Source organism: Lysinibacillus sp. NPDC097214 (assembly GCF_050277945.1).
Taxonomy (GTDB): Bacteria; Bacillota; Bacilli; order Bacillales_A; family Planococcaceae; genus Lysinibacillus; species Lysinibacillus xylanilyticus_B.
Window position 1 is genome coordinate 1 of record NZ_JBNNSS010000017.1, and the last position, 22,960, is coordinate 22,960.

23 protein-coding genes are annotated in these 22,960 nt (G+C 37.3%); 14 read left to right on the forward strand and 9 right to left on the reverse strand.

From position 1 onward, the window contains the following. Positions 1 to 161: 161 nt before the first annotated feature. Genes ACQKMI_RS23160 through yhaM form a run of 3 tightly spaced genes read left to right on the forward strand, consistent with a single transcriptional unit; the run spans position 162 to position 5,205 of the window. The gene (locus tag ACQKMI_RS23160; RefSeq protein ID WP_427492764.1) at positions 162 to 1,376 is read left to right on the forward strand and encodes a metallophosphoesterase family protein; all 1,215 of its coding nucleotides are present in this window, start codon (positions 162 to 164) and stop codon (positions 1,374 to 1,376) included. A 5-nt stretch (positions 1,377 to 1,381) separates the two neighbouring features. Further along, positions 1,382 to 4,273 carry an AAA family ATPase gene (locus ACQKMI_RS23165; RefSeq protein ID WP_427492766.1) on the forward strand — a complete coding sequence of 964 codons (2,892 nt, stop codon included), beginning with the start codon at positions 1,382 to 1,384 and terminating at the stop codon, positions 4,271 to 4,273. Beyond that, positions 4,270 to 5,205 (forward strand): 3'-5' exoribonuclease YhaM, encoded by a 936-nt coding sequence (gene yhaM, locus ACQKMI_RS23170; protein ID WP_323649874.1) that lies wholly within the window; start codon positions 4,270 to 4,272, stop codon positions 5,203 to 5,205. The genes ACQKMI_RS23165 and yhaM overlap by 4 nt, the downstream gene beginning before the upstream one ends. A 136-nt stretch (positions 5,206 to 5,341) precedes the next feature. Here the strand turns inward: yhaM and ACQKMI_RS23175 are convergent, their stop codons facing one another. Beyond that, positions 5,342 to 6,313 carry a peptidylprolyl isomerase gene (locus ACQKMI_RS23175; protein WP_427492768.1) on the reverse strand — a complete coding sequence of 324 codons (972 nt, stop codon included), beginning with the start codon at positions 6,311 to 6,313 and terminating at the stop codon, positions 5,342 to 5,344. A 143-nt stretch (positions 6,314 to 6,456) separates the two neighbouring features. Here ACQKMI_RS23175 and ACQKMI_RS23180 point away from each other — a divergent pair, with 143 nt between their 5' ends. After that, positions 6,457 to 6,570 (forward strand): YjcZ family sporulation protein, encoded by a 114-nt coding sequence (locus ACQKMI_RS23180; RefSeq protein WP_370046387.1) that lies wholly within the window; start codon positions 6,457 to 6,459, stop codon positions 6,568 to 6,570. A gap of 183 nt (positions 6,571 to 6,753) precedes the next feature. Here the strand turns inward: ACQKMI_RS23180 and ACQKMI_RS23185 are convergent, their stop codons facing one another. The 6 genes from ACQKMI_RS23185 to ACQKMI_RS23210 form a co-directional block, all read right to left on the reverse strand. Then, entirely contained in the window at positions 6,754 to 6,939 is a 186-nt protein-coding gene (locus ACQKMI_RS23185; RefSeq protein ID WP_079563331.1) for a hypothetical protein, read from the reverse strand. Between the two features lie 70 nt (positions 6,940 to 7,009). Continuing rightward, positions 7,010 to 7,555: a DUF3267 domain-containing protein gene (locus ACQKMI_RS23190; protein ID WP_427492770.1), complete on the reverse strand. Its 546-nt coding sequence runs from the start codon at positions 7,553 to 7,555 to the stop codon at positions 7,010 to 7,012. Between the two features lie 176 nt (positions 7,556 to 7,731). Next, positions 7,732 to 8,292 carry an HTH-type transcriptional regulator Hpr gene (locus ACQKMI_RS23195; RefSeq protein WP_323649980.1) on the reverse strand — a complete coding sequence of 187 codons (561 nt, stop codon included), beginning with the start codon at positions 8,290 to 8,292 and terminating at the stop codon, positions 7,732 to 7,734. A 156-nt stretch (positions 8,293 to 8,448) separates the two neighbouring features. Next, the gene (locus tag ACQKMI_RS23200) at positions 8,449 to 8,844 is read right to left on the reverse strand and encodes a YtxH domain-containing protein (RefSeq protein WP_427415566.1); all 396 of its coding nucleotides are present in this window, start codon (positions 8,842 to 8,844) and stop codon (positions 8,449 to 8,451) included. Between the two features lie 160 nt (positions 8,845 to 9,004). Beyond that, entirely contained in the window at positions 9,005 to 9,535 is a 531-nt protein-coding gene (locus ACQKMI_RS23205; RefSeq protein WP_323649867.1) for a tryptophan transporter, read from the reverse strand. A 133-nt stretch (positions 9,536 to 9,668) separates the two neighbouring features. Further along, positions 9,669 to 10,085, reverse strand: a complete 417-nt coding sequence (locus ACQKMI_RS23210) for an HIT family protein (protein WP_323649866.1) — start codon at positions 10,083 to 10,085, stop codon at positions 9,669 to 9,671. A gap of 251 nt (positions 10,086 to 10,336) precedes the next feature. On the opposite strand from ACQKMI_RS23210, the gene ACQKMI_RS23215 reads away from it, so the two are divergent. Then, entirely contained in the window at positions 10,337 to 11,086 is a 750-nt protein-coding gene (locus tag ACQKMI_RS23215) for an ABC transporter ATP-binding protein (protein ID WP_427492773.1), read from the forward strand. After that, positions 11,070 to 12,254 (forward strand): ABC transporter permease, encoded by a 1,185-nt coding sequence (locus tag ACQKMI_RS23220; protein ID WP_427492775.1) that lies wholly within the window; start codon positions 11,070 to 11,072, stop codon positions 12,252 to 12,254. The genes ACQKMI_RS23215 and ACQKMI_RS23220 overlap by 17 nt, the downstream gene beginning before the upstream one ends. A 255-nt stretch (positions 12,255 to 12,509) precedes the next feature. Here the strand turns inward: ACQKMI_RS23220 and ACQKMI_RS23225 are convergent, their stop codons facing one another. Together ACQKMI_RS23225 and ACQKMI_RS23230 are read right to left on the reverse strand one after the other, a co-directional pair. After that, complete coding sequence (locus tag ACQKMI_RS23225; protein ID WP_427492777.1) at positions 12,510 to 13,670, reverse strand: amidohydrolase; 1,161 nt, start codon at positions 13,668 to 13,670, stop codon at positions 12,510 to 12,512. Positions 13,671 to 13,929: 259 nt separating this feature from the next. Beyond that, positions 13,930 to 14,448: an antibiotic biosynthesis monooxygenase family protein gene (locus tag ACQKMI_RS23230; protein ID WP_427492779.1), complete on the reverse strand. Its 519-nt coding sequence runs from the start codon at positions 14,446 to 14,448 to the stop codon at positions 13,930 to 13,932. A 233-nt stretch (positions 14,449 to 14,681) separates the two neighbouring features. Here ACQKMI_RS23230 and hemE point away from each other — a divergent pair, with 233 nt between their 5' ends. The 8 genes from hemE to ACQKMI_RS23270 all read left to right on the forward strand — a co-directional run bounded on the left by hemE (position 14,682) and on the right by ACQKMI_RS23270 (position 22,929). Beyond that, positions 14,682 to 15,731, forward strand: coding sequence for a uroporphyrinogen decarboxylase (gene hemE / locus ACQKMI_RS23235; protein ID WP_427492781.1), 1,050 nt, complete (start codon positions 14,682 to 14,684; stop codon positions 15,729 to 15,731). A gap of 166 nt (positions 15,732 to 15,897) precedes the next feature. Further along, positions 15,898 to 16,818 (forward strand): ferrochelatase, encoded by a 921-nt coding sequence (hemH, locus tag ACQKMI_RS23240; RefSeq protein ID WP_427492783.1) that lies wholly within the window; start codon positions 15,898 to 15,900, stop codon positions 16,816 to 16,818. Positions 16,819 to 16,832: 14 nt separating this feature from the next. Continuing rightward, positions 16,833 to 18,257, forward strand: a complete 1,425-nt coding sequence (gene hemY, locus ACQKMI_RS23245) for a protoporphyrinogen oxidase (RefSeq protein ID WP_427492785.1) — start codon at positions 16,833 to 16,835, stop codon at positions 18,255 to 18,257. Positions 18,258 to 18,666: 409 nt separating this feature from the next. Continuing rightward, positions 18,667 to 19,632 carry a YncE family protein gene (locus ACQKMI_RS23250; RefSeq protein ID WP_427492787.1) on the forward strand — a complete coding sequence of 322 codons (966 nt, stop codon included), beginning with the start codon at positions 18,667 to 18,669 and terminating at the stop codon, positions 19,630 to 19,632. Next, positions 19,629 to 20,312, forward strand: coding sequence for a response regulator transcription factor (locus ACQKMI_RS23255; protein ID WP_427492789.1), 684 nt, complete (start codon positions 19,629 to 19,631; stop codon positions 20,310 to 20,312). Before ACQKMI_RS23250 ends, ACQKMI_RS23255 begins: the two co-directional genes overlap by 4 nt. Then, on the forward strand, positions 20,309 to 21,697 hold the full coding sequence (locus ACQKMI_RS23260; protein ID WP_427492791.1) for a sensor histidine kinase: 1,389 nt from the start codon (positions 20,309 to 20,311) through the stop codon (positions 21,695 to 21,697). Before ACQKMI_RS23255 ends, ACQKMI_RS23260 begins: the two co-directional genes overlap by 4 nt. Positions 21,698 to 21,700: 3 nt before the next feature. After that, positions 21,701 to 22,234 carry a FixH family protein gene (locus tag ACQKMI_RS23265; RefSeq protein ID WP_427492793.1) on the forward strand — a complete coding sequence of 178 codons (534 nt, stop codon included), beginning with the start codon at positions 21,701 to 21,703 and terminating at the stop codon, positions 22,232 to 22,234. Positions 22,235 to 22,356: 122 nt separating this feature from the next. Then, complete coding sequence (locus ACQKMI_RS23270) at positions 22,357 to 22,929, forward strand: TetR/AcrR family transcriptional regulator (RefSeq protein ID WP_323649843.1); 573 nt, start codon at positions 22,357 to 22,359, stop codon at positions 22,927 to 22,929. Positions 22,930 to 22,960 lie beyond the last annotated feature (31 nt).

The window sequence follows — 22,960 nt, forward strand, 5'->3', positions numbered from 1 at the left end:
ATCCATGCGATAACGGCTAACTGACCTGCATCGGTAAAAACGCCACGTCCTGTGGCATTACCGAAATGACCGACATCGTGTCGGCCCTCGTGCAGACCTAAGCGCAAAGCCGATTCTGACGCAATAATGCCGAGGTATAATTGATTATTTGAGGTGATTGGATGTCAGCAATTCGTTTTTTCCACATGGCGGATTTACATTTAGATAGTCCATTTAAGGGCTTATTTGGTTTACCTGAGCAAAATTTCAAAAAGATTCGAACAAGTACTTTTGAAGCTTTTGATAAAATTATTCAAAAAGCTATTCAGGAGAAACCAGATTTCTTACTGATTGTCGGTGATATATATGATGGAGAAAATCGTAGCTTACAGGCACAAAGACGATTTCAAGAGGCTATGGAAAAACTCTTTCAACATAAGATCCCTGTCATTTTAAGCTATGGTAATCATGATCACTTAAATGGTGCTTGGACACGCTTTGCTTTACCAAGCAATGTTTATGAGTTACCAGCTGAAACTAGTGTTGTGCAATTAAACATACGTGGTCAGCTAGTCAATATTTATGGCTTCAGCTATAGTGATCGTCATATAACGGAATCAATGGTTGATAGTTATCCTGTTGCACAGGACCAGCATGTTATGCATATTGGTATGCTTCACGGTAGTGAGGCTAGCGATACTACACATGCTGTTTACGCTCCTTTCACAAAAGATCAACTTCTTGAAAAAAACTATCATTATTGGGCTTTAGGGCATATTCATAAGCGACAATTTTTACATCAAAATCCACCGATTGTTTATCCGGGCAATATTCAAAGCCGACATCGTAAGGAGCAAGGGATAAAGGGCTTCTATGACGTAACGTTGTCACAAACCTCTACTGATTTGGAATTTGTACCGACATCTGCTGTTGTTTATAACACGGTAGAGGTGGATTGTACAAATGTGTTCCATGCAAATGAACTTCTAAAAAAATGTGAAGAGGCGCTGATGCTTAATCGTCAGGAGTATGGGGCATCTGTTGTCGAACTCCATTTGAAAAATATAGATGAACAATCACAATCTTTATTTGAACATGCTTCAGTTGATGCATGGCTAGAAACTATTCGAGAAGCTGAGGATGGAATTGAACCGATGTGCTGGGTACAAAAGCTCGTGTTACATCAATCGTCAGTATTGTATGAACATACTGCTACGACTGAATCGGTGATGAATTTAATGGAGGAATGGGATATTTCTGAATGGAAGGATATTTTAAAGGAACTGTATCAACATGCTGGTGGTGCAAGGCTAATCGAGCCTTTAACAGAGCAGGACATTAAAAATTTAATGCATAACGCACAAGAATTATTAGCAGAAGAAATTCAAAGGGCGTGAATAACATGCTAACGATACAAAAAATCCAAATTTATGGCTTTGGCAAGCATGAAAACATCACCATTTCTTTGCGTGAAGGGGTTACCATTTTTTATGGTATGAATGAAGCGGGTAAAACGACCATTCAACAGTTTGTTTTACAAATGCTTTTTGGATTTCCTACGAGGCAGCAGGCACAACGTAAATATGAGCCGAAAGTATCGACTAAATTCGGTGGTCAGCTGACGATTTGGCATCCAACGTATGGGCAAGCCACGATCGAACGTATGAAAGGAAAGGCAGCAGGAGATGTCACAGTTTATCTAGAAGACGGGACAATGGGGCATGAGGAACTTTTAGCAAAACTATTATATGGTTATTCAAAAGCCTCCTTTGAGTCCATTTTCTCCTTTTCCTTACATGAGCTACAGGGCATTGAAAAAATGTCAGAGGAAGAGCTAACACATTTGTTACTTGCCTCTGGGACAACTGGGATTCAACAACTATCATCTCTAGAAAAGAAGTTGGACAAAGATGCTAGTGAGCTTTTTAAAAAAGCAGGCAAAGTGCCACTCATTAATCAAAAATTGGAGCAGTTAAAAAAGCTAGAACGTACGATTAAACAAGAGCAAGGTAATATTCAAACCTTCGAGGATAAATTATTACAATTACAGCAGTTCGATCAAAGGTTAGAGGGGTTATATAGTCAGCAAAAAACACAGCAGCAAAATTGGCAGCAGCTCACCATTCTTAAGCAGGCTATGCCACTTTTAAAACAGCAAAAAGCTTTCGAACAGACGCAAAAAGGCTATGAACATGTGCAATTTCCTCCAGAAGGGATCCGACGTTATGAGCAATTAAAGGATCGACTTATGCATGAAACACTACAAATGGAGCAGCTGAAGGAGCAGTTTCAGGGACTACAACAGAAGCTACAATTAACATTGGATGAGCAAATTATTACTGAAATGTCTCGTCTTGTGAACAAGGAAGCAACATGGAATCAGTTAGTTGTAAAGGAACAGAACTTAATGGATGAGCTGTATTTAATCGAGCAAGAAATAGAAGCTCAGTTCCGGTTGTTAGGTGTTCAGGAAAAAACAGCGCAGGATATTTTGCTTGAAGAAACCGTATCATTACAGCAAGAGGAACAATTTCAACAACAGTTAAGCCTATTAGAAGAAGCGGAAGAAGAGCTGAAATTTCATTTGCGTTCTTTGGAGCAACTACATGCAGAATTAGATACAATTGCTCAACTGAAACAACAGCTTCAACAAGAGTCATTAACTACGGAGGAAGAACATATTTTAGCACAGTGGCCACAGCGTAAGCGAAAGCTTGAACAATTGCGTTATGGAAGGTCACAACGCTCGAAACAACAACAACCAAGTATTTTTATATTTATTGTATTAGCCATAAGTGTACTTTCGTGTATCTATGGTGTTATGGAAAAAAATATAGCTGTTATCGTTGTAGGAGCGATTATGTCACTCATCATTATTTTATATTTAAAATTTGCTAGACAAGCTCATGAAGCGCCGAGTAAACAACAGAGTCAGCAAATACGTGAGTTAGAGCAGGAGGAAAATATTGCGCAAGCTATCCTGCTAAAAAAACAGAAACTTGAGGATCGCTTGTTACATGTAAATGAGCAACAGCAAGAAAAAGAACGCCAATATGTGAAACTTGAATATAAAATTCAACGGGCTGAGCAGGTATGTGAAGAGGCCACTCAGTTGCTTCACCATTTTTTAGGGCGCTATAGGCTAGAGGGAAATATACCGAAAACATTATTACCAGAGCTGTTTATGCGTATTCGTGGTGCTCAAGAGTTGGCAGCAAAAAAGAAGAGTACATTTACGCTTCTACAAACAGTACAAGCAGAGAAAACGGAATTACTAGCACAGATACAGCGAGTCTTAAAGACAGAGTATAGTGAGCAAGAAATCTTTATGCATTTACGTACTACATTCCTTACTTTACAGCAGGAGCAACAGATATCCGAACAAACAAAAGAGCAGTTGACTAGTCTTCAGACTAAAATGCAAGGAGTGCAATCGCATATAGATAGCTATGAGTCTGAAATTACTCAGTTATTTAATGCTGCGAATGTAGAAACAGAGAAGGGCTATTATGAAACACATGAACAATTTGAGGAACAACAACAAATAAAAACAGAACTTCAAGCCATTCAGAGTCAGCTAACTTCGCTAAATGTAGACAACAAGCAGTCATTACTAGACGAAGAACAGCTACATGAAAAACTGCTTACTTTAGAAGAAGAGCGAGGCACGATGCAGGTAGCGATCGATCATTGCTTAGAACAACGAGCGACACTGCAAATCCAAAAGGAGAATCTTCTAAATGACGAGAAATATGGCCAGTTGCTTCAACAGTTTGAAGAAGAGAAATCAGTGTTGCAACAGCTGATAGGGCAATGGGCTGCCAAAAAAGCATTGGCTACTGCGATACATGAAACATTGTTCCGCCTAAGAGAAGAAAAACTACCTCATGTTTTAACAGAAGTTAATGCAATATTTAATTTGTTAACAGGTGGGCGTTACGATAAGCTTTTAATTAACGATGAAGGCTATTTTGTTGCACAGGATGTTTCTGGATTACGTTATCAAATGGCAGAATTATCACAGGCTACAAAGGAGCAAGCTTATATTTCGTTGCGTATGGCACTAGCAAAAACGCTAACAACTTCTGCTCCATTTCCATTTATTATGGACGATCCTTTTGTCCATTTTGATCGAAACCGTACAGACAAAATGGTACAATTAATGAAAGAAGTAGGATATGAACGACAAATTTTATATTTTACTTGCCATGAAGCGATGCTCGAACATTGGCAGAAAGACCAAATTGTCGATGTAGGAGCACTAGCAAATGAAAGGGGAGTGGCGTCAACATGAAGGGTATTACGACGCTCCAGGTTGGAGAATCAGTTGATCAATTTTTATTAATTAAACAGGCGACAAAAGGGGTTACCACAGTAGGAAAGCCATTTATGTCACTATTATTACAAGATAAAAGTGGAGATATTGAAGCAAAGCTATGGGATACAAATGAAGATCATGAAAAAATGTATCACGCTGAGGCAATTGTCCGTGTAGGTGGAGAAATTCATGACTATCGTGGCAAAAATCAATTGCGTATCAAGGCAATCCGAGTTGCAAAACCAGAGGAGGGAATTGCTATTAATGATTTAGTTCCTTCCTCAGCAACTCCAAAAGAAGAATTATATGAAGAATTGACGCAATTTTTCTTTGATATTAAAAATCCGAATATATCACGAATTACACGTGCAGCTATTAAAAAACATCAGGATGCTATTTTAGTCTATCCAGCTGCTACGAAAAATCATCATGATTATGCGTCTGGTCTATTAGATCATATGGTGTCTATGTTGAAACTAGGAAAAGCGATTGCTGATTTATATCCTACATTAAATCGAGATCTGTTATATGCAGGGATTATTCTGCATGATATTGGTAAAGTAGTTGAGTTATCAGGACCTGTTGCAACTATGTATACGGTTGAAGGGAACTTGCTTGGTCATATTACTATTATGGTCAATGAAATTGCCAAGATTGCTAGTGAACTAGAAATCGAGGGCGAGGAAGTCATGCTATTGCAACATATGGTACTATCTCACCACGGTAAAGAAGAATGGGGCAGCCCGAAAAAACCGATGATTCAAGAAGCGGAAATCTTACATTATATTGATAATATTGATGCAAAGATGAACATGCTAACTCGAGCATTAGGTAAAACAGAGCCAGGTGAATTTACAGAAAGACTATTTCCGCTTGATAATCGATCGTTTTATAAGCCGACTATTTAGTAAATGTAGATTTGAGGTTCCTTATCAAAGGTTGGGGATTACATTCGTCTTCATTTAGCAGACATTTCTGTATAAAAAGGGTTACGCCTGTAGCGGCGTAACCCTTTTTCATATAGTAAAGTAACAACTAGTAAGATTATTTTTCAGAATCTTTTTCTTTGTCGTCTTTACTTGCTTTTTTAGCTTGTTCCTCAGCTTTTTTAGCTGCTTCTTCAGCAGCCTTAGCTTGCTCCTCACTTGTTGTTGTAAGGGCTTCTATAGCAGGTTTTAATTCTTTATCAGATGTTTTTACATCAGCATCTTTTGCCATTTTGGCAACGATATCTTTAAGAATTTGTTGATCTTGACCTGTTTGCTTTAATTTAGCTAGCATTTGTGTACGGATGTTTTTTTCTTCATCTTTGAATGAGCCAACACCTTTTACATCACGCTTTTCCGTAACTTCAATAACGTGGTAACCAAAGCTTGATTGAACTGGTTCACTTAATGTTTTTAAAGGAAGGGCATAAGCAGCATCGTTAAATTCATCTACCATTGAACCAACAGTGAACCAACCAAGCTCTCCGCCTTTTTCAGCAGAGCCAGTATCAGTTGAGTATTCTTTTGCTACATCTGCAAAAGAAGCGCCACCTTTAATTTTGGCAATGACTTCTTTAGCTGTTTTCTCATCAGCTACTAAAATATGGCGAGCATTTAACTCTGTTTTCATTTGCTCATAATGTTTTTTTACATCTGCTTCTTTAAAAGCTTTATCTTCTAAAGCCTTTTCTGAAAGAAGCTCAACACGTAAAGCATTTTTATAGCCTTCCTCAGTTAAGCCACTTTGAGCAAGTGCGTCGGCAAAGCTATCACCGAATTGTGAAGCAGTTGCGTCGTAGGCCTCTTTGATTTCTTTATCTGATACTTTGTATTTATCAGCTAATACTTTTTCAGTCATCATTTGTTGAAGTATATGAGAACCTGCTAAAGTTTTTGATGTTTTGTTAAAGTCAGCAACTGAAATGTCGCCCACTTTTGAAGTTGCAATTGTTTTGTTGTCTTCTCCGCTACAAGCACCAAGTGCTAATACTGAAGCAGCTAATGTTAAAGATAAAACTGTCTTTTTCATAGTGGATATTCTCTCCTTATATGGTTTCGTCCATTTTTTACTATAACATAAACGATTTAAAAACAAAATGGTTCCCCCTTGAGTATAGCCTATACTTCAAATTTGCAAGCGCATAGGATATAGAAAAGAAAGGGGGTGAAGTTATGAGCAGCGGAGGATACGGTGGCGGCGGTGGCTACGGCTCAGGCTCAGGCTTTGCTTTATTAGTTGTGTTATTTATTTTATTAATTATTGTTGGAGCAGCGTTCCTATACTAATTAATATAAAATGACGAAAAGCTAAGGGTTTAATTTCCTTAGCTTTTTTTAACAATGTAAAGGCATTCGTGCAGCCCGCTTGAGGTCACGTTCCATTAAATATGATTGATCAGATCGCGTGGTCACATAAGGTGTTCAATTTACCTCTGAACGTTGACTGGCGCAGATCACTTTTCTTTTTAACTATACTGCATATAAAACTTCAATATAAAATGAGACAAGTAAAATTGTAATAAGTATATTTATAGTTCGGAATACTTTTGGTTGGTTTTCTTCGGGAATTTCACGTCGCATGCACAGCGCATAAGTCATACGGTTTATTTGAAATAAATAGAATACCGAGAATAGAACTACAATCATTAACAGCAAGTCTATTCCTCCCCTCTTTCAATATTAATAGCATAACAAAAAACGTTAATAAAACACAAGTACAAGCAATTTAGGAAATAGTAGGTGGCACTAAAATTTCATAGCCTTTAGGCGTCTCCTCGATTTGGGAGTCTTTAGGCGAATTCAATAAGTATTTTACATATAGAATATCTATTACACATAGACTGCAATGGTAAGCTAAAAGTAATGTGCCATAATGGGTATACGCAGGGAATAGTAGTGTACCCAATAAAATGCTTGTATTTAGAACAACAAATGGTGTGAGTAAAGCTAAAATATAACGATTTTTCGATAAAGGTTCACGGATACGCATGTGAAGAACAGGAATAACAAAAAATTGTGTACGCACACGCAATTTTAAATGCTGACGTAAATCATATAATGCTAGAAAGTGCAAGCATTTATGAATTGGATAGATTGCAAATATAGCAATAACAAATAGCCAAAACAAACGATCTGTATAGTGCTCATCATTAAATAAATTACATGTCACATAGGAAAGAGAAAAGACAGTAAAAAAAACAAGTATAGACATGATCATAATACGCGTTGTTCCGTAATGATGTTCAAGATTTAATATTTTCCAACAATGCATGATTATCAACTCCGTAATATGAATGGTCTATTTAATTTAAATTGATTTATATTAGAATGCAAGAAAAAGGAGGTATCTCAGAAATATTTCTGAAATACCTCTTTAATTATAAGCTTTTACGGCCATTAGGTTCTAGATTACGAACAACTGACGCTAAAAGCCTAGTAGTTTCACTTTCATCCTTTTACAGTTGGACGTTCTTCAATCGTATCAAAGGAATCACGGAAGTGCTGGAAGGAACGCTCAAAAATGTCGATGAAGTCCTCTCCGTATATATTGCGAATAACAGCCATAACATCTAAAAATTCTGGGAAGCGACCGTATAGGTCTTTTAAAGCTAATGAACCTTCTAGCACAGAATGATACGTATTATGATAATTACTATTCATTTCAACAATAAGTTCTGTACCTGCTTCTGTTAACTCAACATACGTATTACGTTTGTCGTCATCACGCTTTGAAAACTTCAGGAATCCACGCTCTTCTAATTTTTTTGAAAAATTAAATGCAGTGGAGACGTGCATTACCCCAAATTTCGCCACATCAGAAATGGAAGCCCCTTTTAAATGATACGAAATCCATAAAATATGATGTTCGTTAATATTTAAATCGTAGGGTTTAATCCACTGCTGCCAATCTTTTTCAACTGCTTTCCATAAGGCTTTTGATATTTGCGCAATTCTTTGACTATAAAGCATCGCTTCTTTTTGAGTGTATAATTCCTCTGACAAAGCCATCACCTACTGCTTTCTTTAACATTTTAAAAATATTATAGCAATAAAGGAAAAAAGTTTAAAGTTAGAAAAATTAAAAAATTGAAAAGTGGTTAAAAAATAACATTTTATCAATTAGAACTAATAAAAATATAGAAATTTCATTAGTTAAAAAGGACTTTAGTCGCTAACTTTTTCTTGCGGTTTTTTCTTTTTTTCTGTAATTTGTGCAACGTTTTTCTCGATTTCGCTTATTGAATTCTGTAATGCTTCTATTTCTTGTTGTAAGTTATTTTTTGATGGCTCGATTTCTTCAGTGAATGTAGTAATAGTTTGTTTTAAATCATTTATTATTAGTGGTATATTATTTTTTATTTCATCAGTAAGCGAATGAACAGATTGTTTAACTGTACCTACTTGCTGTTTTACATCTAAAAGTTTGTCCTTTGTGCTTTCAGCATTTGATCGCAAATTAGCACGTAATTGTTGTCCTGATTGAGGAGTTGAAAAAAGTACAGCGATTGTACCGCCGATGATACCAGCTCCAAGTCCAAATAAAAATGGTTTTGCTTTCATATCGATTACCTCATTCCTGTAATTATCATGTGATACCTACTATTAAACCATGAAATGCACATATATCAAAAAGAAAAAAGAAACTAAACGAGTGATTTTGAATCACGGTTTAGTTTCTTGTGAAGATAAACGTGCATTTCCTAAATGTATGCACCTTTTATTAAATTGAAATAGCTGTTTGGAATTTAGAGCGCTTCACTAATTTTGCAACAATAGGATAAATAATTGCAAAAGCAATGACATTAAATGCTACAGCAGGTAATACAACCCCTACAAACAGAACAGCGAATGTTGCACCAACATTTGCATTGAATACAAAAAGTGCTACTGCTAAAAAGACAGTTCCAGATAAAATTGTTCCTAAGCCAACTAAGCTTGCAGATACTATAAAATTGCTTGCCAATTTTTTCAGCACAAGTAAGATAGCTAAAAAGACAAAGCCTGTTACTGCTTTATCGATAATATTTGGAACAAGACCTGCTGGAAACGTTGTAAATAATCCTGACAGTACACCGGTTGCTAAAGAAAGTAAGAATGTTTCTTTAACAGTAGGGAACAATAAAATGCCAATAAACATCATTGTTAGCATGAAATCAGGCTTCATGCCATTTACCATACCAGGTGTGACCACATAAAGGGTAGCACCAACACCGACCAAAAGGGCCATTAATACTAAATTCTTTGTATTCATTTCTCATCTCTCCTCGACTATGCTAATCTTTTTGTCTCCTAACGTGTCCTCATGACCGTTAGCGAAACTTATTTGTGATTGTACGATATAAATCTTAAAATTGCAATACAAAATTCTGATAATTTGAGTGACATTATTTAAGGTTAGCTTTAATGCTTTCCGCAACTTCAGTTAATTGCTCTGGTGTGTATTTTTGTGTTTGCCAAATTAAGCCCAAGCCTTCTTTTTCATCGTAACGAGGAATAAAATGTAAGTGATAGTGGAAAACAGTTTGTCCAGCTGCAGCCCCATTATTATTAATCGTATTAAGTCCAATTGGGTTAAAAGCAGCTTTTATAGCGTTCGCAATTTTGGGTGCTGCTGCATATAAATTACGAGCCACGTCCTCAGGCATTTCGAATAGATCCTTACAGTGATGTTTTGGGATTAGTAAGGTATGTCCTTTTGCTACAGGTGAAATGTCAGTAAAGGCATAAACATGTTCGTCTTCATAAATTTTTGTACTTGGAATGGATCCATCAATAATTTTGCAAAATAGGCAATCGCTCATTCGAAAATTCCTCCTTATTTTATATGTAAGTACATTCTATCATACTCATAACTGGATCATCATCAAAATGTGTGGTTGATTTCCGTTCCTCTATCGCTAATCCCCAAGGAGTCGCCCAGTCGTAACGAAGATCAACTTATTTACATAGAAAACGTTTTAACAAAAGTCATACACAACTTTTGGTGATGGACCTCATAACTGTATCATTTGCTAATTTTTGATAAAATATAAACGAGAAGAGGAGTGATGGCATGACGGTATTAGAGGTACAACATGTGACAGGTGGTTATACAAGAAAGCCGGTTATTAAAGATTTATCATTTTCGATTGAAAAAGGTGAGCTTGTTGGCTTAATTGGCTTAAATGGAGCTGGTAAAAGTACAACGATAAAGCATATCATCGGAACGATGCTTCCAAAAGAAGGAGACATACGTTTAAATGGTGTGACGTTAAAGGAAAATACGGACAAGTATCGTACAGCATTTTCTTATATTCCTGAAACACCTGTATTATATGATGAGCTAACATTACGGGAACATTTAGAATTAACCGCGATGGCTTACGGTCTAGATGAAGCAACACTTGCAGCTCGTTCACAATTATTATTAAAAGAATTTCGAATGGAAAAGCGACTGAATTGGTTCCCTTCGCATTTTTCAAAGGGGATGCGTCAAAAGGTTATGATTATGTGTGCCTTTTTAGTCAATCCAAGCCTTTACATTATTGATGAGCCTTTTGTGGGGCTCGATCCACTTGGAATTCAATCATTACTTGATCAGATGGATGAAAAGAAAAAAGAAGGCGCTTCTATCTTAATGTCTACGCACATTTTATCAACCGCTGAAAAGCATTGTGACCGCATCATTTTATTGCATGAAGGACGTGTGCGAGCACAAGGATCAATGGAGGATTTACGCAAGGCATTTGCGATGCCACATGCGACATTGGATGATTTATATATTGCAATGACAAAGGAGCGCGACCATGAAGAACTTGCGTGACGTATGGTCCTCTCGCTTCATGCACTATATAGGTGAAGTGCAAAAATATATGCGATTTATTTTTACAGGGCATTTAGCGATTGTACTAGTATTTCTTATTGGAGCAGGGGGCTATCAGTATAGTGAATGGCTGAAAAGTGTAAAGCCTGATTTTCCAGCAGAGGTATTAATCGCAGTGTTTGTAGGGATTTTACTTGCATTAAGTCGTCCAACTTCACTTTTGAGAGAGCCAGACCAAGTGTATTTATTACCATTAGAATCAAAAATGTCACAGTATTTTAAAAAGGCGTTAGCTTGGACGTTTTGGTCACAAGTTTGGATTGTGGCAATTGTTTATATCGTAAGCATCCCTTTACTAAAGGCTGTTACTGAATTAACAACATCTGAAATTTGGTCAGTGTTTCTACTTATTATTATATTGAAGTATTTGAGCGTTCAAGGTGAATTTAGTTATCGCTATAGTGAACGTGGTCAAATGATTTGGGTAGACAGGCTAATTCGAGCTGTTATCTTTAGTATTACTGTGTACATGGCGCTTCATATGCAGCTAATTTTAGCAATTGTTGCTGCTGCAGTTGGGTGTGTGTATATTGTAGTATTTAGAAAAAAATGTGCAGGTGAGCCTGTTCCGTACGAGCATTTTGTAAAGCTGGAACAAAATCGCATGATGAGTTTCTATCGCTTTGCTAATTATTTCACGGACGTTCCACATTTACGTGGTAGTATCCGTCGTCGTGGTTGGCTAGATTGGCTTTACAAATTTGTGCCATATAAGAAGGACAATGCCCAAAAGTACTTAGTGTTCCGTACATTCGTCCGAACAGATGATCATTTTTATTTATGGCTCCGATTAACAGTGATTTCAGCTGTTATTGCAGCCTTTGTAGATATCCCAGTCGTTACATGGATTATTGCAGGTGCATTGAGCTTTGCTACAACTATTCAATTAAAATCGGCTTTATTATCAAGCGGTGAATTTCGAATGGACATGCTTTATCCTTTACCGGATGAAGCACGTAAGGTAGCAGTCAATCAAATTGTGCGTCTTGCAATGATAACGCAAGCTATTATAGTAGGACTATGTGGTGTCACGCAGCCAATGTTTTATGTAACTTTTATAATCATTTTGGTTGTTAGTGAATTGACTGCTAGGGCCTCAAAATCTTGAATATAGTTAATTTTAGCTTATCGCCAAAGGTTAGAGGCATTTTGTTAAAACGTATGCCATGTGAATAAGTTGATTGGAGTGGAGGCTGGACGCCCCCAGGAAAGCGCCTAGCCGGTACGGAAATCAACCCACGTTATGGTGATCAGCAAATTATAGAAGCTCATTTTTCCAATAATAGAATTGGAGAAATGAGCTTGTTTTTGTTAAAGAAATTATTGAGTTTTAAGTGGTGGAGCGCTTTAGCACATTTGTCTTCTATTCTACTAATTGATAATCTAGTGCTGCTGTTAATAATACCTTTGCAGCAACGAGCATCCCTTTTTCATCTATATCGAATTTTGGATGATGATGTGGTGCATATTTAGCTGGCTTGGCTCCCGTAAAGAAGAATGTACCTGGCTTTTCTTCTAAGTAATAAGCGAAATCTTCAGCCCCCATAGTTGCTTCAATCTCAGTAACATCGCAAATATCCTGTGCGACGTTACGCACAAAGAGTGTTTCCTTCTCATGATTTATTACTGCAGGGTAGCCACGACGATAATTCAGTTCAATTGTACAATCATGCGCAATTTCTGTACCTTGGATAACCCGTTTAAACTCACGTTCCATCGTTTCACGAACATCTTTATTAAACGTTCGAATTGTGCCATTTAAATAGGCTGTATCGGCAATAATATTGTCAGCATTAGATGCCACGAATGAACCAACTGACAAAACAGCCGATTCGGTTGGGGCAATACGACGTGCGACAAGTTGTTGTAAATTTATAACAAGCTGAGAGCCAATAACAATCGCATCCTTTGTTTGATCCGGATGAGCGCCATGACCGCCCTGGCCTTGAATTTTCAGTTCAAAACTATCAACAGCGGCCATTGTTGGTCCTACGCGGTAGCCAATCAGCCCTGTTGGATGGTTAGAAGAAAGATGTGTACCAAAAATAGCATCAACGCCATTCAAAGCCCCAGCCTGTACCATCCCAATTGCTCCACCTGGATCAACCTCTTCAGCATGTTGATGAATTAGTACATATTCTCCTACTAACTCATCACGCATTTCCCACAATAGCTTCCCGACAATTAATAAAGTAGCTGTATGACCATCATGCCCGCAAGCATGCATAACACCAGACACAGTTGATTTGTATGGAACGTCTTTTTCGTCTTGTATAGGAAGAGCATCAAAGTCTGCCCGTAAGGCAATCGTTTTGCCAGGCTTGCTCCCTTTAATCCGCGCAATTAAACCGTGACCACTGACATTAGCTTCCACCGGTACGCCGAGATTCTTATAATATTGAATAATATAATTAGCAGTTTCTTGCTCCTGAAAGCTTAGCTCCGGATGCATATGCAGATGACGGCGAATCGCCACCATTTCGTCAAAGTGAGCATCAATTTTTTCAAGTAGATGTTGGTTCATAGTAAACCTCCTTAAACGGATTATCCTAGATTTTTATTAATAACATAATAGTTTTACAAACTGGATAAACAGAGGGTTAGCGCTACTCATGAAGAATATCCTTGCGAAAAGTAATGAATCTTCGCACGCCCGGGAGAATACCCGCGGAAGGGCAGTGAATACCCGCGCGCCCGGGGGAAATACCCGCGGAAGAGCAGTGAATACCCGCGCGCCCGAGAAGAATACCCGCGGAAGGGCAGCAAATACCCGCGCTCCTCAACTAATCTTCGTTTTCTTCCTTTGGAGCAGCACTATAGGTTGTGACATAGGAAGCTGCTGAGAAAATATTTTGTTGATTCACACCTGTTGGTTCTTTACGTTCAGCATGTGCTGATGCAAAGGCCTTTGAGCTTTTCCATGCTTCAAACGAATGAGGACCGTTCCATTGTGTCATGACAATGTATGCTTCACTATTTAATGGGCGGAGTAGTCGAAATGCTACAAAGCCTGGTTCATCTTCTATAGCACGTGCTCGATTTAAAAAGCGATGTTCAAAAACTGGTCGACCTTCATCTGTAACAGGAATATTGTTGAAAACAAAGAAGCCACGTTCTTCAAGATCATTTACTGAATCTAGCACTTCAAACTTACGAGGTGTGGCAAATACAGATTTTCCTTCGGCTTCATGTATAAGCACAGAGTTTCCCTCTCCGTGTATTAAAATCATCCCCTCGTTTGGATATTTATTCTTTAATTGTTCTAAAAAATCACCTGTACCAGAAGTTAAATAAATATACATAAAAATGCCCTCCTTATGAATTTTCAAAATATAGCGTGATTATTTCCATTTAAGAGTAAGTCTATAGCTTTGTCAAAAAAGAAACCCCTTAGAAAGAACAATTTTATGACATTTCCCTATGAAAACTATACAATAACAGAGGAAGCGTTTACTATTGAAAACGGATATCAATAATAACGGAATAAACAAGAGAATTTTACGATATGAATTTTATTGAGGGGAAGGAACTATTCATGACAACTTTTAATGATACTCTTCTACGTGCTGCACGAGGAGAAAGAACGGAACATACACCAGTATGGTATATGCGACAAGCAGGACGCTCTCAGCCAGAATATCGTGCGATTAAAGAAAAGTATTCTTTAGAGGAAATTACACATCAACCTGAGCTTTGTGCATATGTAACGCGATTACCAGTAGAAAATTACAATGTTGATGCAGCGATTTTATACAAAGATATAGTAACACCACTCCCTGGTATTGGAGTAGATGTAAAAATTAAAGCAGGCGTAGGTCCTGTCATTTCAAATCCTATTCGCTCAGTCGCTGATATAGAAAAACTAGGTGAATTCAATGCGAAAGAACATACACCATTCGTTTTAGAAACGATAAAAATGTTAACAGAAGAACAACTGAATGTGCCTTTAATCTGCTTTGCAGGTGCGCCATTCACTCTCGCAAGCTATATGATTGAAGGAGGTCCTTCAAGAAACTATAATAAAACAAAATCATTTATGGTATCAGAGCCTCAAGCTTGGTTTGCATTAATGGACAAATTAGCTGACATGATTATTTCTGATGTTTCAGCCCAAGTCGAAGCGGGAGCAAAAGCTATCCAAATATTTGACTCATGGGTTGGTGCTTTAAATGTTGAAGACTATCGTGTGTTCATTAAACCGATTATGACACGTATTTTTGCAGAGCTGCAAAAAGAAAATGTGCCACTTATTCAGTTTGGTGTCGGTGCAAGTCATTTAGCGAAAGAATGGAATGATTTACCAATTGATGTTGTTGGTTTAGATTGGCGTTTACCAATTAGAGAAGCCCGTGCTAACGGTATAACTAAGCCAGTACAAGGGAATTTAGATCCATCACTATTACTTGCTGATTGGTCAATTATTGAAAAACGCACGAAAGATATTATCGATCAAGGCTTAGAAATGCCAGGGCATATCTTTAACTTAGGTCATGGTGTTTTCCCAGAGGTAGATCCAGACGTGTTAAAACGTTTAACAGCGCTTATTCATGAGTATAGTGCTCAACAAATCCAAGCACGCTCTTAATATAGATGTGAACAAGATATTAACTTTCATATTTTCTTTTCTATGAATGATATCTCGATTTCATCATAGAAAGGGTGCTGTCCAACCTAATGAATTGGACAGCTTATTTTTGTCACATACTGTACGATAAAGATATATTTAACTATTATTTAGAGGTGAAAAGGTAATGAAAGAAGTTAAAGGCTTATTAGTTATGGCATATGGAACACCCTATAAAGAAGAAGACATCGAACCTTACTATACGCATATTCGCCACGGTCGCAAACCATCAGAAGAGCATTTAGAAGATTTACGCAGCCGTTATGAAGCAATCGGTGGTTTATCACCGCTTGCTGCTGCTACAAAGGCGCAGGCTGAAGCTTTATGTGCACGTTTAAATGAAGTGCAAGATGATGTGGAATATAAATTATTTATTGGTTTAAAGCATATCCACCCATTCATTGAAGATGCTGTAGAAGGAATGGTAGCAGAAGGTATTAAAGAAGCGGTTTCTATCGTATTAGCTCCTCACTTCTCAACGTTCTCCATTAAGTCATATAATGGTCGTGCAGCAGAAACAGCTGGAGATCGATTAACAATTACTTCTGTAGAATCATGGTATGATGAACCGAAGTTCATTGAATATTGGAAAAACAAAGTGAATGAAACATTTAATGCAATGTCTGAAGAAGAACGTGAAAAAGCATGTCTAATCGTGTCTGCACATTCACTTCCAGAGAAAATTAAAGAGTTGGGCGATCCATATGAAGATCAATTAATTGAGACGGCTCGACTAATCAAAGAAGCAACGGGTGTCAATAATGTAGAAGTTGGCTGGCAATCAGCAGGACAAACACCAGAGCCATGGATTGGTCCAGATGTTCAGGACTTAACACGTGAACTTTACGAGCAAAAGGGCTTCCGTTCATTCGTATATACGCCAGTTGGCTTTGTAACAGAACATTTAGAAGTTTTATATGACAACGATTATGAATGTAAAGTTGTTTGTGATGAACTTGGCGCGAAATATTATCGTCCAGCAATGCCAAATACACACCCATTATTTATCGATGCAATGGTCGATGCCATTCATAAAAAATTAAGCTAAGCGAAAAGAAAGTGATGATGTTGGTGACTCAGAAAAGACGAAAGGTAGTTGTTGTAGGCGGTGGCATTACTGGCCTCACAGCTGCGTTCTATTTGCAAAAAGAAGCAAGCGCAAAAGATTTGCCGTTAGATATCGTACTTGTCGAGTCGTCATTACGTCTTGGCGGAAAAATACAAACACTGAGAAAAGATAGTTGTATTATCGAGCGCGGGCCAGAATCTTTTTTTGATCGTGAGAACTATGTATATGCTTTGGCAAAGGATTTAGGCATTGAACAGGAAATGATTACAAGCAATACAGGACCGACTTACGTTGCTGTTGGTAGTCAATTATATCCAATCCCTAGTAATCTTTTGTCTGGGGCAACACCACATGTCTCGTCATTTATTACATCAGGTTTGTTTTCACTTAGCGGGAAAGTTCGTGCAGCAGGGGATTTTTTCATCCCTCGCTCTGCACAGGATGATGACCAACCATTGGGGCAATTTTTTAGAAGAAGATTCGGTGCTGAGATTGTAGAAAATTTAGTAGAGCCATTACTTGCAGGAACATTTGCTGGTGATATTGAGCAATTAAGTATGCGTTCAACATTTCCACAGCTCTATGGATTAGAGCAAAAATATCGTAGCCTACTTATTGGTATGAAAAAGTCTGGTACGAATTTTTTAAGTAACGATCTTACTACGAAAGATAAGGGCATTTTTCAAACATTTACTAATGGTCTTGAGACACTTATCGAAAAACTTGAAGAATCACTGCTTCCTGGTACAGTTATGAAGGGTGTTAAGGTCGAGGAAATTGAGCATGGTAAGGATAGTACTGTCCAAGTTGTGTTAAACAATTTTACACAATTAAAAGCAGATGCTGTTATTATTGCTACACCGTTTAATGTGGTAAGAAAAATGTTCAGCAAACACCAGTTATTAACTGAATTGAGTACGATGAAGGCAGCAACTATTGCTACTGTGACAATGGCGTTTAAAAAAGATCAGTTAGGTGATCTAGATGCGTTATCATTTTTTGTTTCTCGAAATAGTGATTTTTCAATAACTTCTTGTACTTGGATGAATCGAAAGTGGCCTGGCACAACACCAGATGATTACGTGCTGTTACGTAGTTATATTGGTCGAGTGGGAGACGAGGCAATTGTAGCGTTATCCGATACTGAAATTGAAAAGACCGTATTGCAGGATTTAATGAAAACAATTGGTGTAGATGGAGAACCGTTAATGACGGTAGTTTCCCGCTGGAAAAATGCCATGCCGCAATATACCGTAGGACATGAAGCGAAAGTAGAGCGAGTAAAACAAGAATTACGTGAACATTTTCCGACTGTAAAACTCTCTGGGAGTTCCTTCGAAGGAATATCAATACCTGAGTGCGTTGAGCAAGGTAAAAATGTTGCTGACGAAATACTAACGGGAATGTTTGTGGATTAAATAGTTATTAGAAGTAGGACAAACTTGAAAATCAATGTTTGTCCTACTTTTTTATTGCTTTTCCCCAGTAGCTCCAGTACTTCCTGTAGGACCAGTTATTCCAGGTTTAACAGGCCAAAAAGGACAGCTTGGAGCAATCCTTTTACAGATGCTAGACATCTACCAATGACATCTTTTTCATTTTTCACTATCATACATAAGCTAATGGACGCCATAAAGTGGATTCCTCCTTAGCGTAATCTATGTAGTATATGAGCTACTATATGTTTTGGTTTGGATAAATGCTCGTAGATGTAGTATTACATAGTAATAATCGTGAAATTTGCTTGTTTTCTTTGTCATAAATTTACCTCTCAAGTTTCACGCGAATTTCACAATTGTGAAGTATAGTTAAGAAACAGAGGTGATGATGTTGAAAAAATGGGTATTCTTCATTTTTTCTTTAGTACAGCTTATATGGCTAGCAGGGTGTACGGAGAAATCGTTTGATCCTATTGAACGCGATCAGAATTTTATTGCGTCCTTAAATATACAAGAGCCTTCGCTAGATTTTATAGATGGACAAGGGAATTTGATGGCAACATGGTTATTTGACAAAGCTTACTCAGGGGCAATACTGCTTGAAAATGATCGTGTGTTATTGTACGGTCATCAATTAAATGAAATAGACGTCTATACGTTATCAACCGGAAAGAAGCTCTATTCCAAAAAAGTACAGCTTGGTACAACGAATGTGTATTATGCTGAAAATAAAAAACAGTTTTTTATTGCGAATAGTAAAACAAATACAGTGACAAGCTTTGATGAGAAGGGCAACGAACTGGCAACGCAGAAGCTAGGTAATTATCCTATGTCGATGGCAGCTTATAAAGATAAGCTATATGTGATTAATTATAAAGATACGAAATTATCGGTGTTAAATATAGAAAATCTAAAGGTTGAGCAAGAGTGGCCGATTCAAAAATCATCACATGGAATAACCATTCTCGAAGAGACAGATGAACTTTGGATAGGTGGTCATGGAGAAGGAAGTAAACCGAATAACTCTGTTAAAAAATATGATCTTATGACAGGCGTTAAAAAAGGGGAGATAAAAATGCCTTTAATGCCTGTCGGATTAACTAAAACAAAGGATGCTATCCTCGTTGTTAGTCATGGCCATAATAAATTATATGTTACTGACTTTGATGGAAATGTGAAATGGCAGCAAGAGGTAGGAGCTAATCCGTTTGCCGTAAATCAGTTTAAAGATTATATTGTTGTCGCTGGCTATGATGACCATACTTTGTATTTCATAAAAGAAGGTCAGGTGAAAAAAACAGTTGATGTGGGGAAAGGTGCATTTCAACTGTTAGTGAGGGAGGAAAAAATGTGACAACTGTATTAATTGTTGATGATGAGCAAGATATGCGTAATTTAATAGAAATGATGCTCAATAATTCTAAATTTGAGACCTTAACGGCAGCAAGTGGTACAGAAGCCTATGATATTATTGTGCGCGAAAAAATTGATTTAGTTTTACTTGATGTGATGATGCCGCATGAAGATGGCTTTGCGGTTTGTCAAAGTATACGTGCGATGTCGAATATACCAATTATTTTCCTGACAGCACGCGATGCCAATGAGGATAAAGTGAAAGGCCTAACAATTGGCGGAGATGATTATATTGTAAAACCTTTTACAAACGATGAGTTAGTTGCGCGAATTCATGCTGTGTTAAGAAGAAGTGGTACTAATATTGAAGAATTACAGCAAAAATATGTGGTGTTTGGACCTATTAAAATAGATGAGACTGCACGCAAGGTATCTGTAGATGGAAAAAGTATTCCGCTTACATTAAAGGAATTTGAACTATTACATTTATTTATGAATAACCCTGGAAATGCGTATACAAGGGAGCAATTACTAGAACGCATTTGGGATATTGATTATGTAGGGGGAACAAGAACTGTTGACACTCATATAAAAACCTTACGTATAAAGCTTGGAAAGGAAGCGGCGGAGCATATTCAAACCGTCTGGGGAGTGGGCTATCGCTTTGATCCTGGCGAATGAAAAAGATTTCAACACGCATTTGGCTATTAATCTTTGCGTTTTTAATTATTACCGTTGTCTTCATGTATGTCCTGACTGATTATTTATATGAACGACTTTATGTAGAAGACACGGAAGAGATGATGGTAGAAGTAGGGTCAAAGCTACAAACGATGTATACCGGTAGTAAAGTAACGGATGAGTTTATTGCAGACATTGAACATTATGCTAATTATTCGAATTTGAATATTTTCGCTGTAAGAAACCCGCGAGAACTAAGTGCCTGTGTGCCGTTTGATATTGATTTCGAAACATTAATTGGTCCAGAAGAGCGACAGCAATTACTGGCAGGTGAATATGTACAAAAAATTGGGTATGAACCTCGATTTGATAGACAGTTAATTTCTGTAGTACTTCCGTTAGTAGATCAAAATAGGCTTGAAGGGATTATCTATATTTACTTCCCTTTAGCAAAAATTAGTGAGTTAGCGAATAATGAAGTCATTTTCTTATTTGTCAGTGCCTTTATATTTTTAATTGTCATCAGCTATTTAATTTATAAAGGAATTTGTCAGATTATGCGACCACTAAGTAATTTGCAAAGAGCTGTTGAGCAAATGTCATACGGAAACTATGGAACACGCGTACGAGTTCATTCAAAAGATGAAATAGGAAGATTATCTAGCACCTTTAATAAAATGGCAGAGTCAATCCAACAAGAGGACGAGGCTCAAAAAACATTTTTAGCTACAGTCTCGCATGAACTAAGGACACCCATTAGCTATGTAAAAGGATATAGTGAAGCGATGCAAAAGGGCATTATTCCAGAAAGTCAAAAAGAGGAAACAATCCAGCTAATTGTACGTGAGGCAAATCGTATGGAACGTTTAACGAATGAATTACTTCAACTAGCTCGTATGGAAAATGAACAGGCGGAAATTACTTTATATCCAATCCCTCTTGCCGAAACATTACGTGAGGTTCAAAAAATATTAATCCATCAGGCAGAGAAGAAGAGCATTGCACTCCATTTGGATGCTGATGATGCATTAATCATCAAAGCTGATGAAATAAAACTTAAACAAGTTTTTATTAATATAATTGAAAATGCTATTAATTACTCGTATGAGCAGTCAAAGATTGAAATTACTGCTTTTGAGGATAATGGGAATGCACAAATTACCGTAAAGGATTATGGAATTGGTATTCCTCAGGAGGATTTAGCACATGTAACTGAACGCTTTTATCGTGTTAACAAAGCACGTAGCCGAGCAGATGGTGGCAGTGGACTAGGCTTGTCGATTGTTGAACAATTGTTGAAGCAGTTACAGGGCAAGATAGAGATTAAAAGTGAAATTGAAAAGGGCACAATTGTAAAAATTACATTGCCGTTAATGGAGGAATAAAACATGAAAAAATGGTTATTGGCATTAGTTGCAGTACCTGCATTATTAGTAGGTTGCGGAGAAAAAAAAGAATCAACTGCTTTACCAGAACCACAAGAGCCACAAATGTTGGAAGTTCAAATTTTAACACCAAAAGAAGTAGCAATAAATGAAACAGTTGAGCTTGCTGCGCAAGTTGAACAAGGTGGTAAAAATATCGATGATGCAGATGTGAAATTTGAAGTGTGGGAATCTGGTAAACGAGATGAAGGGCAAATGCTTGAGGGTAAATTAGAGAAAGATGGCGTTTATAAAGCGAAGACTACGTTTGACCACGATGGCGTATATTATATGTATGCTCATACGACAGCTAATGGCATTCATAATATGCCGAAGCAACAAATTACTGCTGGAAGCCCGGATATGACGCAAGTTTTACCAGAGGATGAAAAAGCAAATAACAACAGCATGGATCATAACATGATGGATCATGGTAATGATAAATCAGAGGGTGCTGAGCATAGTGATCACGAAAAAAGTGAAAAAAATCACCATTAAATGCTTGCATTATTTTCAAAATAGGAATATGATAATGACCAGATGACCGAAACGGTTTTCTGGTCATTATCATTTTCGTGTACAAAGGCATGTACATAATATAACAGGAAAGGATGTTACTAATGGATCGTAGGCAGGAAATTCTTGAAGCAGCTACAAAATCCTTTACATTGTTTGGGTACAAGGCGACAACAATGGAGCAAGTAGCTAAAATTGCGAATGTCGGTAAAGGGACGATTTACACATTCTTTGCAAATAAAGAAATTTTATTTCAAGAGATAGCTATGTCACTTGTACGAGAGATGCAAGCAGAAGCGGATGCAGTGTTGGATGCATCAGCTAGCTTTATGGACAATGCGCACAATGCTTTAATGAAAATGCTACAGTTCCGTGAAAAACATCTTTTATTTGTAAAGTTATTAGACGAGGAAAAGGAATTACGAACACCGGCAGTTAAACAAGTTTTAGTTCGCATTGAGACTGAAATTTTATCCTACGTTACTGAATTAATTCAAAGACGTATCGTTATAGGAGAAATTAGAGACTGTGATGCAGAATTAGTAAGCTTTCTGTTGCTAAAGGCGTATCTAGCATTTATCGTTGATTGGCATGAGCTACATGGCGAAATTATTCCAGAAGAAAAGATACTAAATCTTTTCAAGGAAACAATTTTCCGTGGGCTAATTTTAACTTGATTCGGCTGTGTTAAAGTGTGAATCAATGACA

Bases quoted from the DNA above. Each gene is read 5' to 3' on its own strand.
- ACQKMI_RS23195 (WP_323649980.1), bottom strand. From the start codon at position 8,292: ATGGCTTTGTCAGAGGAATTATACACTCAAAAAGAAGCGATGCTTTAT.
- ACQKMI_RS23270 (WP_323649843.1), top strand. From the start codon at position 22,357: ATGGATCGTAGGCAGGAAATTCTTGAAGCAGCTACAAAATCCTTTACA.
- ACQKMI_RS23220 (WP_427492775.1), top strand. From the start codon at position 11,070: ATGAAGAACTTGCGTGACGTATGGTCCTCTCGCTTCATGCACTATATA.
- yhaM (WP_323649874.1), top strand. From the start codon at position 4,270: ATGAAGGGTATTACGACGCTCCAGGTTGGAGAATCAGTTGATCAATTT.
- ACQKMI_RS23165 (WP_427492766.1), top strand. From the start codon at position 1,382: ATGCTAACGATACAAAAAATCCAAATTTATGGCTTTGGCAAGCATGAA.
- ACQKMI_RS23225 (WP_427492777.1), bottom strand. From the start codon at position 13,670: ATGAACCAACATCTACTTGAAAAAATTGATGCTCACTTTGACGAAATG.
- ACQKMI_RS23205 (WP_323649867.1), bottom strand. From the start codon at position 9,535: ATGAATACAAAGAATTTAGTATTAATGGCCCTTTTGGTCGGTGTTGGT.
- ACQKMI_RS23180 (WP_370046387.1), top strand. From the start codon at position 6,457: ATGAGCAGCGGAGGATACGGTGGCGGCGGTGGCTACGGCTCAGGCTCA.
- ACQKMI_RS23230 (WP_427492779.1), bottom strand. From the start codon at position 14,448: ATGTATATTTATTTAACTTCTGGTACAGGTGATTTTTTAGAACAATTA.
- ACQKMI_RS23265 (WP_427492793.1), top strand. From the start codon at position 21,701: ATGAAAAAATGGTTATTGGCATTAGTTGCAGTACCTGCATTATTAGTA.
- ACQKMI_RS23210 (WP_323649866.1), bottom strand. From the start codon at position 10,085: ATGAGCGATTGCCTATTTTGCAAAATTATTGATGGATCCATTCCAAGT.
- ACQKMI_RS23250 (WP_427492787.1), top strand. From the start codon at position 18,667: ATGTTGAAAAAATGGGTATTCTTCATTTTTTCTTTAGTACAGCTTATA.
- ACQKMI_RS23160 (WP_427492764.1), top strand. From the start codon at position 162: ATGTCAGCAATTCGTTTTTTCCACATGGCGGATTTACATTTAGATAGT.
- ACQKMI_RS23175 (WP_427492768.1), bottom strand. From the start codon at position 6,313: ATGAAAAAGACAGTTTTATCTTTAACATTAGCTGCTTCAGTATTAGCA.
- hemE (WP_427492781.1), top strand. From the start codon at position 14,682: ATGACAACTTTTAATGATACTCTTCTACGTGCTGCACGAGGAGAAAGA.
- ACQKMI_RS23200 (WP_427415566.1), bottom strand. From the start codon at position 8,844: ATGAAAGCAAAACCATTTTTATTTGGACTTGGAGCTGGTATCATCGGC.
- ACQKMI_RS23215 (WP_427492773.1), top strand. From the start codon at position 10,337: ATGACGGTATTAGAGGTACAACATGTGACAGGTGGTTATACAAGAAAG.
- hemH (WP_427492783.1), top strand. From the start codon at position 15,898: ATGAAAGAAGTTAAAGGCTTATTAGTTATGGCATATGGAACACCCTAT.
- ACQKMI_RS23190 (WP_427492770.1), bottom strand. From the start codon at position 7,555: ATGCATTGTTGGAAAATATTAAATCTTGAACATCATTACGGAACAACG.
- ACQKMI_RS23260 (WP_427492791.1), top strand. From the start codon at position 20,309: ATGAAAAAGATTTCAACACGCATTTGGCTATTAATCTTTGCGTTTTTA.
- hemY (WP_427492785.1), top strand. From the start codon at position 16,833: ATGATGTTGGTGACTCAGAAAAGACGAAAGGTAGTTGTTGTAGGCGGT.